The following is a 14,895-nucleotide window of genomic DNA, read 5'->3' on the forward strand; positions in this document are numbered from 1 at the left end:
CGCCCAGCCTACGCCGGGCAAGTGCGGCGGTCCGGCCGGGGCCGCGGGCACGTCGAGCGCTCGCGTCCTTCGGCGCCGGGACCAGCACCGCGACCCAGCATAGCGCACTTATCTTGACGTCAAGATATATGGCGGACACATGGCACGACGTCGGACCGGCGGTCGACCGGGCGTCGGACCGGGGCGTCGGGTCGGGCGTCAGAGGTCGCAGTCGCAGAGCACGTTCAGCTCGACGACCTGCTCACCCTCGTCGGGCCGGGCCCACGCCTCGGCCTCGGCGCGCGACGCGAACGAGCGCCCCGCGAGGCGGCCGTTCGGCAGCAGCACCCCGACGCCCACGACGTCCCGGACGTCGTCCGGCTGCGCCGGCCGGGCGGCGTCCTGCGTCGACCCGACCCGTACCTGCTCGACCATCTCCGCGCTCCCGTCCGCTCAGCCATCCACTCTGCCGTCCGCCCTGCCGTCCGCTGCCGGTCGCGCGAGGCCGCCCGGACCGGTCGAGGGCTCCTGACCGTTCAACGCTCGAGGACCGCGACCGCTTCCAGGTGGTGCGTGTGCGGGAACAGGTCGAACGCCCGCAGGCCCCGCAGCTCGTAACCGTGCTCACCGAGGTACGCGACGTCGCGCGCCAGCGCGGCAGGGTCGCACGCGACGTACACGACGCGTCCGGCGCCCGTCCCGGCGACCGCGTCGACGACCGCGCGGCCCGCACCGACTCGCGGCGGGTCGAGCACGACGACGTCCGCTCCCCCGTGCTGCACCGCGTCGGCCCCCTCGCCGCGCCCGGTGAGGACGTGCTCGACCGGCCCGTGGTGGAGCTCGACGTTCTCCAGGCCGTGGGCGTTGCGTCGCGCGTCGCGCACGGCCCGCTCGTCCCCCTCGACGGCGACGACCGCCCCGCCCGCACCGACCGCCGCAGCGAGCGGCAGCGTGAAGAGGCCGGCACCCGAGTAGAGGTCCAGCACGCGCGCGCCCTCGACGTCGCCCGCGCCCGCCAGGACGGCCTCCGCGAGCGTGGCGGGCGCGCGGTGGTGCACCTGCCAGAAGCCGTCGGCCGCGACCCGGTAGGCGTGCTCGCGTCCCGCGACGGTCACGTGCTCGACGACGCTGCGCCGCGCGTTGGTCCGCTTGTCCAGGTTTCCTCCGCGCCACGGCTCGCCGTCGACGAGCAGCAGCGGGGCGGAACCGGTGGGGGCGACGAGCTCGAGGCGCGTCCCGGCACGCCACCGGCGCGTCCAGACCTTCTCCTGCTCGGCGAGGCCGGCGACCTCGTCGGTCGCGAGCGGCATGGCGTCGAGCGCGACGACGTCGTGGGAGCGGAACCGGTGCATCCCCGCGCGCCCGTCGTCGTCGGCCACGAGGTCGATGCGCGTGCGGTAGCGGAGGCCGCCGTCCTCGTCGTCCCCCGACAGACCCTCGACCTCTACCTGAAGGTCAGGGCGGGCGTCGAGGTCGAGGCGGGCGAGGCGCCGCAGCTGTTCGGCGAGCACGTCGCTCTTCCAGCGGCGCTGGGCGGGGAGGGCGACGTGCGCGAGCTCGCCGCCACCGACGCCACCGGGTCCCGCCTGGGGCCACACGGACGGCACCCGGTCGGGCGAGGGCTCGAGGATCTCGACGGCGTCAGCGCGCCAGAACTTCGCGCCCTCTCCCCCCTCGGTCACCCGTGCGCGCACGCGCTCGCCGGGCAGCGCGTGCCGGACGAAGACCACACGACCCTCGTGGCGGGCGACGCAGTGTCCACCGTGCGCGACGGGACCGACCTCGACCTCCATCTCGACCTCCACCTCAGGTCGAGGGTTCGGACGGGTACGTGCTGCGGCGCGGCCGCGCGGGGAGGAGGGCATGTCCCTTAGTATCCCCGCTGGTTCCTCGCGTGGCAGCCGTCAGCGGCCTCCCCCGAGCACCGACGCGTCACATCCCCGGGAAGCGCGACCGGAAGCCCTCTCCCTCGAGACCCGTGTGCCCCTCGGACGACGCGAGCTGCCACGGCACCGACGCGACGACCACGCCGGGCGTGAAGAGGAGCCTGCCCTTGAGCCGCAACGCGCTCTGGTTGTGCAGGAGCTGCTCCCACCAGTGGCCCACGACGTACTCCGGGATGTACACGACCACGAGGTCGCGGGGCGACTCGCGCCGCACCGACCGCACGTACGACAGGACGGGCCGCGTGATCTCGCGGAACGGTGAGTCGAGCACGCGCAGCGGGACGGGGAGGTCGAGGCTCTCCCACTCCCGCATGAGGTCCGTGACGTCCTCCGGGTCGACACCCACCGTGACCGCCTCGAGCACCGAGGGGCGCGACGCGCGCGCGTAGGCGAGCGCACGCATCGTCGGCCGGTGGATCTTCGACACGAGCACGATGGCGTGGACGCGGCTCGGCAGGGCGCGAGCCTGGGTGAGGTCGTCCCCGAGGGCCAGCTCGTCGCGGACCCTGTCGTAGTGCTTGCGGATCGCGCGCATGAGCACGAACACCGCACCCATCGCGAGGATCGCGATCCAGGCCCCGTGCGTGAACTTCGTGATGAGCACGATGACGAGGACGGTCCCCGTCATCGCGAGCCCGACGGAGTTCACGACCCGCGAGCGGCGCATGCGGGCGCGCTCGCGCGGCTGGTGCTCCGTCCGCAGCGCACGCGTCCAGTGCCGCACCATGCCGAGCTGCGAGATCGTGAACGAGACGAAGACCCCGACGATGTAGAGCTGGATGAGCCGGGTCACCTGGGCGTCGAAGGCCCAGATGAGGACGATCGCGGCGACGGCGAGGGTGATGATGCCGTTGGAGAACGCGAGCCGGTCGCCGCGCGTGTGGAGCTGGCGCGGCAGGTAGCCGTCCTTCGCGAGGATCGAGCCGAGCACGGGGAACCCGTTGAACGCCGTGTTGGCCGCGAGGACGAGGATGAGGCCGGTGACCACCGAGACGGCGATGAACACGAAGGGGGCACCCGAGAACACCGACTCCGTGAGCTGTCCGAGCACGGGGTGCTGCACGTAGTCGGCCGGCAGCGGCTCCCCGTTCAGGGTGAGCTGTTCGTGCGGGTCCTCGACGTAGTGCACGCCGGTCGCGCTCGCCAGGAAGAGGATGACGAGCATCATCACCGTCGAGATGCCCCCGAGGAGCGCGAGCGTCGTCGCCGCGTTGCGGGACTTGGGCTTGCGGAACGCCGGCACGCCGTTGCTGATCGCCTCCACCCCGGTGAGCGCCGCGCACCCGGACGCGAACGCGCGCGCGACGAGGAACGCTCCCGCGATCCCGACGAGCCCCTGGTCGAACCCGCTCTCCGCGACGAGCTCGAGGTCGGCGCTCTCGGCCGGCGGCAGGTTCCCGGTGACGTACCGGAAGAACCCGACGACCGCCGTCGACCCGATGGCGAGCATGAACAGGTACACCGGGATCGCGAAGAGCTTCCCGGACTCCTTGACCCCGCGCAGGTTGACGAGGGTGAGCAGCACGACGAGCACGATCGCGAACGTCGCCTCGTGGCCGCGCAGCGCGGGGATCGCGCTCGCCGCGTACTGCGCACCGGACGAGATCGACACGGCCACGGTGAGCACGTAGTCGACCATGAGCGCCGAGGCCACTCCCACGCCCGCCGTCGGACCGAGGTTGACGGTGGCGACCTCGTAGTCGCCACCCCCCGAGGGGTAGGCACGCACGTTCTGCCGGTACGAGGCGACGACCGTGAGCAGGACGACGACGACGGCGAGGCCGACCCACGGCGAGAGCGTCGTCGCCGCCAGGCCCGCGACCGCGAGGGTCAGCAGGATCTCGTCGGGCGCGTACGCGACCGACGAGAGGGCGTCCGACGCGAACACGGGCAGCGCGATGCGCTTGGGCAGCAGCGTGTGCCCCAGCCGCTCGCTCCGCACGGGGCGTCCGACGAGCAGCCGCTTGGCGGCATCAGCGATCTCCGACACGAGGCCTCATGCTATGCCCGTCGTCGACCGGTCGCCGTGTCGTCGTCAGCCCGCGCCCCACCCGGGCACCCGGCGGTATAGCGTTCGTTGCGTGCACTTCGTGATCATGGGCTGCGGCCGTGTCGGTGCGACGCTCGCCCACTCGCTCGAGGCGAGCGGCCACTCGGTCGCCATCGTCGACCAGAACCCCGACGCGTTCCGTCGGCTGCCCGGCGAGTTCACCGGCAAGAAGGTGACGGGCGTCGGCTTCGACCGCGACACGCTCGTGCAGGCCGGCATCGAGGACGCGTACGCGTTCGCCGCGGTCTCCGACGGCGACAACTCGAACATCCTCTCCGCCCGCGTGGTGCGCGAGACCTTCGGTGTCGAGAAGGTCGTGGCCCGCATCTACGACCCGCAGCGCGCCGAGATCTACCAGCGCCTCGGCATCCCCACGGTGGCGACCGTGCGCTGGACCGCCGACCAGGTCCTGCGGCGCATGCTGCCCCTGGGTGCCACCGACGAGTACCGCGACCCGTCGGGCCGCGTCCGGCTCGCGCAGCTCGACTTCCACCCCGCGTGGATCGGCCGGACCGTGCGCGCGATCCAGGAGGCCTCGGGCGCACGGATCGCCTTCGTGAGCCGGTTCGGGGACGGCGTCACCGTCACCGACCGCACCGTCCTGCAGGAGAACGACGTGCTGCACGTCCTCATGGGCACCGACGACGCACCGACCGTCGAACGGGTCCTCACGCACGCCCCGAAGACGGAGGTCGAGTGATGCGCGTCGTCATCGCCGGGGCGGGCTCCGTCGGCCGCTCCATCGCGCGCGAGCTGCTGAGCCATGACCACGAGGTCATGCTCGTCGACAAGCAGCCCGCCGCGATGCGCGTCGCCCAGGTCGCCGACGCCGACTGGCTGCTCGCCGACGCGTGCGAGCTCTCGACCCTCGCCGACGCGAAGGTCGACGAGTGCGACGTCATCGTCGCCGCGACGGGCGACGACAAGGTCAACCTCGTGGTCTCGCTGCTGGCGAAGACCGAGTTCGGCGTGCCGCGCACGGTCGCGCGCGTGAACAACCCGAAGAACGAGTGGATGTTCGACGAGTCGTGGGGCGTCGACGTCGCGGTGTCGACGCCGCGCATCATGACCGCCATGGTCGAGGAGGCCGTCGCGGTCGGCGACCTCGTCCGGATCTTCACGTTCCACCAGTCCGGCGCGGACATCCTCGAGGTCACGCTGCCACCGTCGTCGCCCCTCGTGGGCCGCCGCGTCGGCGACGTCGCGTGGCCGGCGGACACCGTCCTCGCGGCCGTCGTGCGCGGCACGCGCCCGATCGCGCCGAGCCAGGACGACACCCTCGAGGCCGGCGACGAGCTCCTGCTCGTCACCGGTGACGAGGCCGACGAGGACGCCCTCTCGCAGCTCCTCGTCGCGATGCCGCCCGACGCTGCGCCAGCGACGGATCCCGACGCCGTCACCGACCCGCTGACGGACCCGAGCGCCGCCGTGCAGGACGACACCGCCACGGTCCGGGACGTCGTCGACGTCCTGTCGCCCCCCGAGGCCGAGGAGGCCGTCCCGGTCAGGCGGGACGACCAGCCGCAGGACGACGCACGAGGACCCAGGTGAGCCAGAGCACGAGCGCCCACAGCGGGATGCCCATGACGAGGCGCGCGGTCCCGAGCCACCCCACGGACCCGTCGAGGTAGAGCGGCACCTGGACGGCGAGCCGCGCGGCGAACAGACCGACCCAGAGCCACGTCGCGGCGGCGTAGCGCCGCATCAGTGCCCGGTCGGAGCGCCAGACCCGCGCCCAGCGGGCGAAAGCCCCGGGCTCTGCTGCGCCGGTCGGCTCGGCGTCACCGGCCGGCTCCGCGTCGGCGGACTGCGCGGTCCCCGTCCCGAAGCCGCTGCGGAAGCCCTCGACGACGAGCCCGACGAGCGGCCACCGCGCCAGGAGCGAGACGAGCAGCGCGACGAGGTAGGCAGCGTTGGTCCACAGCCCCCACGCGAAGTAGTCCTGCGCCTCGCCGGAGCGCCACGCCCACACGACGCCGATCCCGACGCCCAGGAGCCCACCGAGGGCCTGGGTCACGGGAGTGCGCTGCGCGAGCCGGACCCCCACCGCCACGAGCGCGACGGCGACGGAGCCGACGAGCGCCCACGTCAGGTCCGTGGTGGCGACGTAGAGCACGACGAAGACGAGGCCTGGCGCGACGGACTCGACGAGCCCCCGGACACCGCCCACCGCCTCGGCGACGGAGAACTGCTCGCCGGCCAGCGCACGGACGCCGCGCGCGGGCCCGTCCTCCGGCGCGGAGACGTCGTCGACCACGGTCTCGACCACGTCGGCGTCGTACGCAGGCTCGGCGCCCGCCGCCTCGTCCGGGCGCGAAGACGGGTGCTCGGGGCCGGGGCGTCCCGACGGGGGCGTGCTGGTCATGTGGCGTCCTCGAGGTGTGCTGGCAGGCGCCCGCCGGGCGCCGGTGCGCGGTCGGTCACGGTCGCGGCTCGGGTCGTGCGCCGGTCACTCCCCCGGCTTGGCGAGCAGCTCGTAGCGGGGGTTGAACATGGTGCGCCGCCCGTCGACGTCGCACACGAGCCCTTCGACGAGCGCGCGGCGACCGGGCTCGATCCCCGCGATGCGCCGACGACCGAGCCACACGAGGTCGATCGCGCCGGAGCCGTCGTAGAGCTCGACCTCGACGGTCGGCACGCCCTCGCGGGGTCGCAGCACGACGGAGCGCAGGATGCCCGTGACCTTGGCCCGCCGACGGTTCGGCAGGTCGGCGACGGCACGACAGCCCGTCTGCCGGGCGGACTCGAGCCGCTCCTCGTCCGCGGCGACCTCGTCCTGGGAGGCGAGCGCCGACTGCCAGGCTGCGCGCAGGGTCGGGGACATGTCAGCGGATCTCCGTAATCTCGGGGCCCCGGTTCAGCGGGTCGAACGACGGCGTCTCGGGCGCGCCGGCGGGCACAGCAGGCGTCGGAGCGGGAGCCTTGCCGGGGAGGTGGAGGGTGAGGAGGTCGCGCGGCGGGCGCGGGCTCTGGTCCCGCACCACGACGATGTTCGCGAACACGGACTCGAGCAGGCGTGCCTCCTGCGGGTCGACCGCGGCCTTCCCCGTGAGGACGCCGCGCAGGAACCAGCGCGGGCCGTCGACCCCGACGAAGCGCGCGGGGCGGACCCCGGTGCGGCCGTCGGGGGCCTGCGCGGGGATGCGCGCGATGAGCTCGCGGCCGAACGGGCCGGGGACGTCGTCGACCGTCCCGCCCTGCTTGGTGACGGACGCGGCGATCTCGCCGCGGATCTCGTCCCAGATGCCCTCGGAGCGCGGGGCGGCGAACGCCTGGACCTGCAGGCCCGACCCGGCGACCGCGCACGCGACGCCGGTGATGCGCTGGGTCTTCTTGTCGACCTCCATGCGCAACTCCATGCCCGGCACCCCGGGGAGCCACACGGCACCCAGGTCGACGCGCGGACCGCGCTCGGGCACCTGCGACGAGTCGTAGGGGCCGCGACCGGGGGCGCTCGCCTCGGCGGCCGCGCCCGCACCCGCCTCGGGCGTCACGGGGTCGACGGTGTCGGCTGTGTCGACGGTGTCATGCGCTGCCGGCGGCTCGGCCGGCTGCGACGACGGGGAGCGACGGAACAGACCCACGAAAGAGCTCCTTCACCTGCCCGGCCACCGCCGGGACTCCAGCCGGGGCGCTCGCCCCGACCCTTCCACAGTAGCCCCAGCGCACCGTGACGATCGCCACGCGTCCGCGGGGTGAGGCTCGGCCCTGCGCGAACGTGCCGGCAGGGGTCGCGGTGCTCTCGGAGGACCGCGGAGGACCACGGACGACCTCAGGTCGCCGCGGCCCACCCCCCGCTCGACCCGAAGCCGCCCTCGCCACGGTGCGAGCCGGGCAGGCGCTCCGCGCGGACGAACCGCGCGCGCTCGACCTTCTGCACCACGAGCTGGGCGACGCGGTCGCCGCGCTGCAGCACGACCGGCTCGCGCGCGTCGGTGTTGAGCAGCGTCACCCGGATCTCGCCGCGATACCCCGCGTCCACCGTGCCCGGCGCGTTGACGACCGTGAGGCCGTGCTTCGCCGCGAGGCCGGAGCGCGGGTGGACGAACGCCGCGTACCCGTCCGGGAGCGCGATCGAGACCCCGGTCGGGACGACGACACGCTCGCCCGGGGCGAGCTCGACGTCGACCGTGGTCACGAGGTCCGCGCCCGCGTCACCCGGGTGCGCGTACGCCGGCAGCGGCACGTCGTCGAGGAGGGTGATGAGGACGTCGACGTCGCCGGTCGGGGGCTGGTGGTCGGTCGGCACCCGGCAGATCCTAGTGCGACCGTCTGCCGCGTGCGAGCACGGTCCCCGTTCCCGGGGCATCTCGAGCGGCTGGGATGATGGAGGCATGACCGACGCCCCGGATCGTTCCCCTCGCCCGACCGACGCCCCGGCGCCCGGGACGGTCGGGCCCGGATTCCGCGAGCGCGTGCTGCCCGGGGTCGGTGGCTGGGCCGCCGTCGTGGGGTTCGCCGCCGTCCTCGCCGTGGCGCTGTGGCCCGCGAGCCACGCGATCGCGCTCGGCGCCGCGGGACTCGCAGCAGTGGGGGGCCTCGCCGGGCTCTGGTGGACGTCCCCCGTCGTGTCCGTGGAGGACGGGACGTTCCGTGCGGGACGCGCGTCGATCCCCGTCACGCTGCTGGGTCAGGTGACGACGCTCGACGCCGACGCGATGCGGGGCGAGCTCGGCCCGCGGCTCGACGCACGCGCCTACGTGTGCCTGCGCGCCTGGGCCCGCACCGGGGTGCACGTGACGCTCGAGGACCCGCAGGATCCGACGCCGTACTGGCTCGTCTCCACGCGCCGGTCGCAGGACCTCGCGGACGCGCTGCGGCGCGCTGCCCGCTCGGACGCCTGAGCGGTCGCCCGGCTCATCCCCACCGCACGACGTCGGCCGCCGTCCCCGGGTGGGGACGACGGCCGACGAGGACGTGCGGGCGCGGGTCAGGCAGCGCACTCCGAGCAGATCTGCTGCCCGTTCTTCTCGTACGCGAGCTGGCTGCGGTGGTGCACGAGGAAGCAGCTCGAGCAGGTGAACTCGTCCGCCTGGCGCGGCAGCACCCGGACGGAGAGCTCCTCGCCGGACAGGTCCGCGCCGGGAAGCTCGAAGCCTTCCGCCGCCTCGGTCTCGTCCTCGTCCACAACGCCCGAGCTCTTGTCGGAGCGACGAGCCTGCAGCTCCTGGATCGAGTCCTCGCTGAGCTCCTCTTCGCTCTTGCGGGGGGCGTCGTAGTCTGTTGCCATCTGTGGGGTCACTCTCCGGAAGTTCGTCGATCGCGACAACGCGCACCCGGGTACTGCCGGCGATGACCGGCCGTTCCGGACGAGCGCGGGTGCGGGACGCGGGAGTGCGTCCCGGGACGTGTCGTGCCCCGAGGTCGTCGTGGCACGTGCACGCTGATCAATGCACGGCGCACCGGAATTGTTCCCGGCGGGCCACCGGATTCTGCACCATTTCCGGGGCGGATGCACCCTGTGGCCCGCGACGCGCCCGGTGTCCTTCGTCACGGCCCCCGGCGGACGGTCACGCGTCGGCGTCGGCGCCCGCGTCCTCGAGGAGACGGACGAGCTCCGCGACCCGCTCCGGCGCCCCCGCCACGGTCATCTCGTGGTCCGCTGCGCGCTCGCGCAGGCCCGTGAGCGCGGCGCCCGCCTCCTGCGCCACGAGGCCTCCGGCGGCCATGTCCCACGGGTTGAGCCCGCGCTCGTAGTAGAGGTCGAGCTCGCCGCTCGCCACGAGGCACAGGTCGATCGCCGCCGAGCCCAGCCGCCGGATGTCCCGGATCCGCGGGAGCACGTCGACGAGCACACGGGCCTGGGCGCGCCGCCGGTCGGCGTCGTAGCCGAAGCCGGTGCCGACGAGGCACTGGGCGAGCGACGTCGGCTCCACGACCCGCAGCGCCCGGCCGTCCACGGTCGCGCCACCGCCGAGGCCCGCGGTCCACGTGCGTCCGTCGACGACCGAGTGCACGGCGCCCGCGAGCACGGTCCACTCCTGCGGGTCGGGCGGGCCGACGACGGCCGCGACGGAGACCGCGTACGACGCGACGCCGTAGAGATAGTTCACCGTCCCGTCGATCGGGTCGACGACCCACGTGATGCCCGACGTGCCGGACGACGCGCCGTCCTCCTCGCCGAGGACCGCGTCGTCGGGGCGCGCGGCGGCGATCTCCCGGCGCAGCAGCGCCTCCGAGTCGGCGTCCATCCGCGTCACGACGTCCGTGGCCGACGACTTGGTCGACGCGACCTCGACGCGGTCGGGGCGGCCTGTGCGGACCAGGTCGCCCGCGGCACGCGCGAGCCGCTCCGCGAGCTCGCGCAGGTCGGCGACCGTGACGTCGTCGGGCAGGCGGGGGTCGTCGATGAAGGAGTGCACGGGTCACATCCTGCCGGAACCGCGCGGCGAGGGGCGACCCTCCCACGGTCCCGGGGCCGACCAGCCGAGGCGCAGCGACAGCAGGCGGAAGCCGAAGATCAGGGCGAGCACCCCCGCCTGGGAGAGCAGGCCGAGCAGGTCGGCCTCCCACAGCCCGACCGTGAGCGCGGCTCCCGCGAGCGCGGGGATCGCGTAGAGCTGCTTGTCCTGGAAGAGCAGCGGCGCCTCGCTCGTGAGGAGGTCGCGCAGGATGCCGCCGCCGACACCGGTCAGGACGCCGACGAAGACGGCTGCGAGCGGGCCGACGCCGTACTCGAGCCCCTTCATCGTGCCGGAGAGCACGAACAGCGCGAGCGCCCCGGCGTCCAGCACGATGATGCTGCGCCGCAGCCGCTCGAGCCGGGGGTGCCAGAAGAAGGTGACGACCCCCGCGGCCGCTGCGACGGCGAGAAGACGCCAGTCGGAGATGCCCACGGGCGGGATCGCGCCGATGAGGACGTCACGCAGCAGGCCACCGCCCAGTCCCGCCGCCCAGGCGAGGACGAGCACGCCCACGAGGTCGTAGCGCTTGCGCACCGCCGCGAGCCCGCCCGACAGCGCGGCGCAGAACACGCCGCCGAGCTCGAGGGCGTCGCCGGGGACGAGGTCGAGGATCACACGCCGCATCATCCCAAGGAGGCCAGTCCGCGGCACACCGGGCGGGTTGCACCCGCCGCACGCGCGAGGATGGCACCCTCGAGGGAGCGGGCGCGGCGACACGGGAGGGCTGATGGACGAGCTGGAGCTGGTGAGACTGCACGAGGACGGGGAGCACCTCGTCCTCGGCGGGGCGGGCGGTGCCCACTACCTGCTGCCCATCACCGAGTCGCTGCGTGCCGCGGTCCGGCGCGACAGGCCGCACCTCGAGCACCTGCGGGCGGAGGGCGAGCGCAACCTCTCGCCGCGCGAGATCCAGTCCCGGCTCCGCGCCGGGGACGAGGTCGAGGACGTCGCGGAGGCCGCGGGCATCCCCGTGGAGAGCGTGCGCCGGTTCGCCGGCCCGGTGGTGGCGGAGCAGGAGTACGTCGTCGACCGGGTGCGGCGGTCGCCGCAGGGGCACGGCGACGACGCCCCGACGATCGACGACCTCGCGGCGCGGCGGCTCGCGGCCCGCGACGTCGACCCGGCCACGGTCGTGTGGAGCGCGGCCCGCCAGCACGGCGCGGCCTGGGTGGTGACGGCGACGTTCCAGGTCTCGTCGGGTCAGCGCACCGCGCGCTGGACGTACGACCCGACGTCGCGCGCGCTGCACGCGCTCGACGACGAGGCGCGCTGGCTGTCGCAGCCCGAGTCGGACCCGGACCCCGCGCCCGGGACCGCGGCGGTCTTCGACGTCGATGCCGGGTCCTCGCGCCGCCGGACCGAGGCGGCGGCTCCGGAGCCCGACGGCACGGCCGACCTCCTGGACGACCTGGGACGGCGGCGAGGCGTGCGGCCGCGCACGGAGCCTACGAGCGCTGCGACGGACGTCCCTGGGCAGGAGCCCTTCGAGGGCTTCGGCCCGCGCGTCGCGCTGCGGGACGGCGCGGACGCGGGCACCGGTCCCGCCACCCGGGACGCCGACCGTCCCGAGTCCGTCCGTCCCGACGCGGAGCGCGGCGACACGGACGGCGAGCGGGGCGGCGGTGCCACGGTCGTGCACCTCCCGTCGATCCGGGCACGCGAGGCGGCCGACGACTCGCACCCCGCCGCCGCGACCCGGGACCACGAGGCGGCTCGCGGCCCGCAGGACGCCGCACGGCCCGCGGACCCGCACGCCGACACCGCCGACCCGCCGGACGCCGCCTCGCGGGTCGACGCGTCCGGCCCGGAGGGCGGGTCCGCGCGACGCCCGGGTGCGCGCGAGCCGCGCAAGGGCAAGAACCGGTCCCGTGCCAAGGTCCCGAGCTGGGACGAGATCGTGTTCGGCGCGCGGCCCGAGGGCTGACCGGCCTCAGTCCTGCAGGGCTGACGGGCCTCAGTCCGGCAGGTCGAGCGACAGCCCGTCGGCGGGTGCGAGCGCGCGCGCCGCTGCGGTCGTCATGCGCCGCATGTGGTGCCGGCGGCACAGGACCTCGTACGCGACCTCGCCGCCGCCGTCACCGACGTCGCCGACCACGACCTGCTCCCCCGCGACGACCATCCGGCCGTCGACCGTGCGCGCGTTGTGCGTCGCCCGTGCGCCGCACCAGCACAGCGCGTGGGCCTGGAGCACCTCGACGCGGTCGGCGAGCTCGATGAGTCGGGCGGACCCCGGGAAGAGCCGAGTGCGGAAGTCGGCGGTGATGCCGAACGCGAAGACGTCGACCTCCGTCTCGTCGACGAGGCGCGCGAGCTGCTCGACCTGGGCCGGGGAGTAGAACTGTGCCTCGTCGCACACCAGGTAGTCCACCGGGACCGGCTGCGAGGACACCAGCTCCCAGAAGTCCGTGCCGTCCGTGACCTCGAGCGCCACGACCTCGAGCCCGAGCCGTGACGAGAGCCGGTCGGTCCCGGCGCGGTCGTCGCGGGAGAAGATCAGGCCTCGCCGTCCGCGCGCCGCGTGGTTGTGGTCGAGCTGCAGGGCGAGCGTGGACTTGCCGCAGTCCATGGTCCCGGAGAAGAAGACGAGCTCGGCCATGGCGTCAGCGCCCCGCCACGAGGAGCGGGACGCGCATCTCGCGCTCGGTGAGGGAGCCGTGGACGCCGACGAGGGCGAGCGACGCGGCGGTCTGGGTGCGGGAGTCGACGACGGTCGCGCGCCCGTGCATCGCCACGACCACGTCGCCCGCGGCCTGGACCGCGTCGTCGCGGACGTGGGGCCCCAGAAGGCCCCGCGCGAGGACCTCCTCGCGCTCGAGGACGAGAGCGTCCTCCCCCAGCACGTCGCGCCAGCGCGCCGCGACGGCACCTGCCGCACCGGGCTCGGTGTACACGTGGACGGCCCGTGGCTCGCCCCCGACGAGCGTCACGCCCTGGTCGAGCACCGGGTCGGTCGCGACGTCGCGGCGCAGCCCCGGGTCGACGTCGACCATGCCGTGGTCGGCCGTGACGAGGAGCAGCGTGCCGACCGGGAGCGACCGCGCGAGGCGCGACAGCTCGCGGTCGAGGTTCTCGAGCTCGTCGCCCCACTGCCAGGAGCCCGAACCGTGGTGGTGGCCCGCCTTGTCGACCTCGCCCCAGTACAGGTACACGAGCCCGGGACGCGAGAGGGCGAGACGTGCCGCGTCGACCCGGCGCTCCAGGGGGTCGGCGGCCGCGTACGACCCGCCGCGCAGCGCGGCGACGGTCATGCCGGAGCCGGCGAACCGCGCGGGACCTGTCGAGGTGACGGCCACGCCTGCGTCCGCCGCGACGGCGAGGAGCGGCGTCTCCCGCTGGAGCTCGTGCGGCGCCGGGGCGCCCTCCCAGGACACCATGTTGGCGAGCCCGCCCGTCGCCGGGTTGCGCTGCGTGTAGCCGAGCATGCCCGTGCGCCCGGGAGCCGTCCCCGTGCCGAACGCACCGATCGCCGCCGCGGTCGTGCTGGGGAACGTCGAGGTGAGCGGGCGCGCATCGGGCAGGAGCGAGCGCAGGAACGGGGCGTGACCGGCCCGCTCGGCGAGGTTGAGGTGTCCGAGGCCGTCGACGAGCACGACGCACACGCGGTCCGCGCGCGGCAGGTCCAGGGCGTCGCGCGCGGCGGCGCCCTCGACGCCGGTCGCCGTCGTGACGGGCACGCCGAGCGCGTCGAGAGCGGCCGGGAGCACGGCCGCGAGCGAGCCGAGACCGTGGTCGGGCGCGAGCAGCCCGTCGGGCAGCTGCGGCGCGCCGACGGGCGCGTGCGGCGCCGTCCGGGGCACCGAGGTCATCGGGTGCGCTGTGCGGTCGCGCGGGACAGTGCCTTGGCGAAGGCGACCGCGGCCCCGACGGCCGCTCGTCCCTCGGCCTCCGCGCTGACGCGGACCACGACGTCGTCGGGCGTGATCTGGCCAGTCAGGCCGTGGTCCGCCTCGCAGCTCGGGTCGGGGCAGGCCGCGGGCTCGAGGTCGACGCGCGAGACGGCGCCCCAGCCGAGCGCGAGCGTCACCTCGAGCGGGAGGTTGCCGCCGCGGTGCGTCTGCGGGTCCGCGACGACGTGCGTGAGGGACACCGACCGCACCTCCGACAGCGGGACGGACTCCGTGGTCGCCGCCGCCGAGGCCGAGGGGTTCTCGCTGTCGGCCGGGTGGTCGTCGACGTGCGCGGTGACGAGCCGGGTCGGGGTCAGCACGAGGACCGTGAGGTGGCGGCGGACCTCGGACGCGTCGAACGTCGTCTCCGGGAGGACGAGGTGGGACACGATCTCCTCACCGGCGACCGCGACGTCGAGGACGTCGGCGACGAGCTCGGGGTAGTACCCGGCCCGGTGGAGCTGGGTGGTCAGGTCGGTCCACGCGTCAGGAGCGGTGTCGGGGGTTGCTGAGGGCACCCGGGCATTCTCCCACCCGTCGGTCGCGGGCGGCCAGCCCGTCAGGCACGGCCTGTGGATCACCGGTTCGGCGGCGCCCGGCAGCGGACCTCAGCGGCGTCGCTCAACCGT

The 14,895-nt window shown here is 74.6% G+C and carries 16 protein-coding genes and 1 pseudogene; 4 read left to right on the plus strand and 13 right to left on the minus strand.

What is annotated here, in order from left to right; genetic code table 11:
- Positions 1-198: 198 nt before the first annotated feature.
- The 3 genes from AC4H2G_RS15995 to AC4H2G_RS16005 form a co-directional block, all read right to left on the minus strand.
- Positions 199-414, minus strand: coding sequence for a hypothetical protein (locus tag AC4H2G_RS15995; protein WP_494366712.1), 216 nt, complete (start codon positions 412-414; stop codon positions 199-201).
- Between the two features lie 101 nt (positions 415-515).
- Positions 516-1,844 carry a class I SAM-dependent RNA methyltransferase gene (locus AC4H2G_RS16000; protein WP_494366713.1) on the minus strand — a complete coding sequence of 443 codons (1,329 nt, stop codon included), beginning with the start codon at positions 1,842-1,844 and terminating at the stop codon, positions 516-518.
- Positions 1,845-1,911: 67 nt separating this feature from the next.
- Positions 1,912-3,915 carry an APC family permease gene (locus AC4H2G_RS16005; protein WP_494366714.1) on the minus strand — a complete coding sequence of 668 codons (2,004 nt, stop codon included), beginning with the start codon at positions 3,913-3,915 and terminating at the stop codon, positions 1,912-1,914.
- Positions 3,916-4,021: 106 nt separating this feature from the next.
- On the opposite strand from AC4H2G_RS16005, the gene AC4H2G_RS16010 reads away from it, so the two are divergent.
- Both AC4H2G_RS16010 and AC4H2G_RS16015 read left to right on the plus strand, forming a co-directional pair.
- Positions 4,022-4,675 (plus strand): potassium channel family protein, encoded by a 654-nt coding sequence (locus tag AC4H2G_RS16010; protein WP_494366775.1) that lies wholly within the window; start codon positions 4,022-4,024, stop codon positions 4,673-4,675.
- Positions 4,675-5,337 (plus strand): annotated as a pseudogene (locus tag AC4H2G_RS16015) (potassium channel family protein); the annotation flags it as partial. The gene AC4H2G_RS16010 and the pseudogene AC4H2G_RS16015, both read left to right, overlap by 1 nt.
- A gap of 142 nt (positions 5,338-5,479) precedes the next feature.
- Here AC4H2G_RS16015 and AC4H2G_RS16020 read toward each other — a convergent pair.
- The 4 genes from AC4H2G_RS16020 to dut all read right to left on the minus strand — a co-directional run bounded on the left by AC4H2G_RS16020 (position 5,480) and on the right by dut (position 8,224).
- Positions 5,480-6,340 carry a DUF3159 domain-containing protein gene (locus AC4H2G_RS16020; RefSeq protein ID WP_494366715.1) on the minus strand — a complete coding sequence of 287 codons (861 nt, stop codon included), beginning with the start codon at positions 6,338-6,340 and terminating at the stop codon, positions 5,480-5,482.
- A gap of 84 nt (positions 6,341-6,424) precedes the next feature.
- A complete protein-coding gene (locus tag AC4H2G_RS16025) occupies positions 6,425-6,799 on the minus strand; it encodes an OB-fold nucleic acid binding domain-containing protein (RefSeq protein WP_494366716.1) in 375 nt (124 codons plus the stop codon).
- 1 nt (position 6,800) lies between these two features.
- Complete coding sequence (locus AC4H2G_RS16030; RefSeq protein ID WP_494366717.1) at positions 6,801-7,559, minus strand: DUF3710 domain-containing protein; 759 nt, start codon at positions 7,557-7,559, stop codon at positions 6,801-6,803.
- Between the two features lie 188 nt (positions 7,560-7,747).
- Positions 7,748-8,224: a dUTP diphosphatase gene (gene dut / locus AC4H2G_RS16035; RefSeq protein ID WP_494366718.1), complete on the minus strand. Its 477-nt coding sequence runs from the start codon at positions 8,222-8,224 to the stop codon at positions 7,748-7,750.
- An 85-nt stretch (positions 8,225-8,309) separates the two neighbouring features.
- On the opposite strand from dut, the gene AC4H2G_RS16040 reads away from it, so the two are divergent.
- Positions 8,310-8,819 carry a DUF3093 domain-containing protein gene (locus AC4H2G_RS16040; protein ID WP_494366719.1) on the plus strand — a complete coding sequence of 170 codons (510 nt, stop codon included), beginning with the start codon at positions 8,310-8,312 and terminating at the stop codon, positions 8,817-8,819.
- 86 nt (positions 8,820-8,905) lie between these two features.
- Here AC4H2G_RS16040 and AC4H2G_RS16045 read toward each other — a convergent pair whose 3' ends face one another.
- From AC4H2G_RS16045 to AC4H2G_RS16055, 3 genes are all read right to left on the minus strand, one after another.
- Positions 8,906-9,205 carry a DUF4193 domain-containing protein gene (locus AC4H2G_RS16045; RefSeq protein WP_229245043.1) on the minus strand — a complete coding sequence of 100 codons (300 nt, stop codon included), beginning with the start codon at positions 9,203-9,205 and terminating at the stop codon, positions 8,906-8,908.
- Between the two features lie 280 nt (positions 9,206-9,485).
- Complete coding sequence (locus AC4H2G_RS16050; RefSeq protein ID WP_494366720.1) at positions 9,486-10,337, minus strand: inositol monophosphatase family protein; 852 nt, start codon at positions 10,335-10,337, stop codon at positions 9,486-9,488.
- A gap of 3 nt (positions 10,338-10,340) precedes the next feature.
- On the minus strand, positions 10,341-10,994 hold the full coding sequence (locus AC4H2G_RS16055) for a trimeric intracellular cation channel family protein (protein WP_494366721.1): 654 nt from the start codon (positions 10,992-10,994) through the stop codon (positions 10,341-10,343).
- 112 nt (positions 10,995-11,106) lie between these two features.
- Between AC4H2G_RS16055 and sepH the strand changes: the two genes are divergently transcribed.
- On the plus strand, positions 11,107-12,303 hold the full coding sequence (gene sepH / locus AC4H2G_RS16060; protein ID WP_494366722.1) for a septation protein SepH: 1,197 nt from the start codon (positions 11,107-11,109) through the stop codon (positions 12,301-12,303).
- 30 nt (positions 12,304-12,333) lie between these two features.
- On the opposite strand, the gene AC4H2G_RS16065 is transcribed toward sepH, so the two are convergent.
- From AC4H2G_RS16065 to AC4H2G_RS16075, 3 genes are read right to left on the minus strand one after another with little or no spacing between them, the layout of a single operon-like run.
- Complete coding sequence (locus tag AC4H2G_RS16065) at positions 12,334-12,975, minus strand: thymidine kinase (RefSeq protein ID WP_494366723.1); 642 nt, start codon at positions 12,973-12,975, stop codon at positions 12,334-12,336.
- A gap of 4 nt (positions 12,976-12,979) precedes the next feature.
- A complete protein-coding gene (locus AC4H2G_RS16070) occupies positions 12,980-14,185 on the minus strand; it encodes an alkaline phosphatase family protein (RefSeq protein WP_494366724.1) in 1,206 nt (401 codons plus the stop codon).
- On the minus strand, positions 14,182-14,784 hold the full coding sequence (locus AC4H2G_RS16075; RefSeq protein WP_494366725.1) for a DUF5998 family protein: 603 nt from the start codon (positions 14,782-14,784) through the stop codon (positions 14,182-14,184). The genes AC4H2G_RS16070 and AC4H2G_RS16075 overlap by 4 nt, the downstream gene beginning before the upstream one ends.
- Positions 14,785-14,895: the final 111 nt, after the last annotated feature.

The sequence above is a fragment of the Cellulosimicrobium sp. BMG9.23 genome (assembly GCF_059159985.1).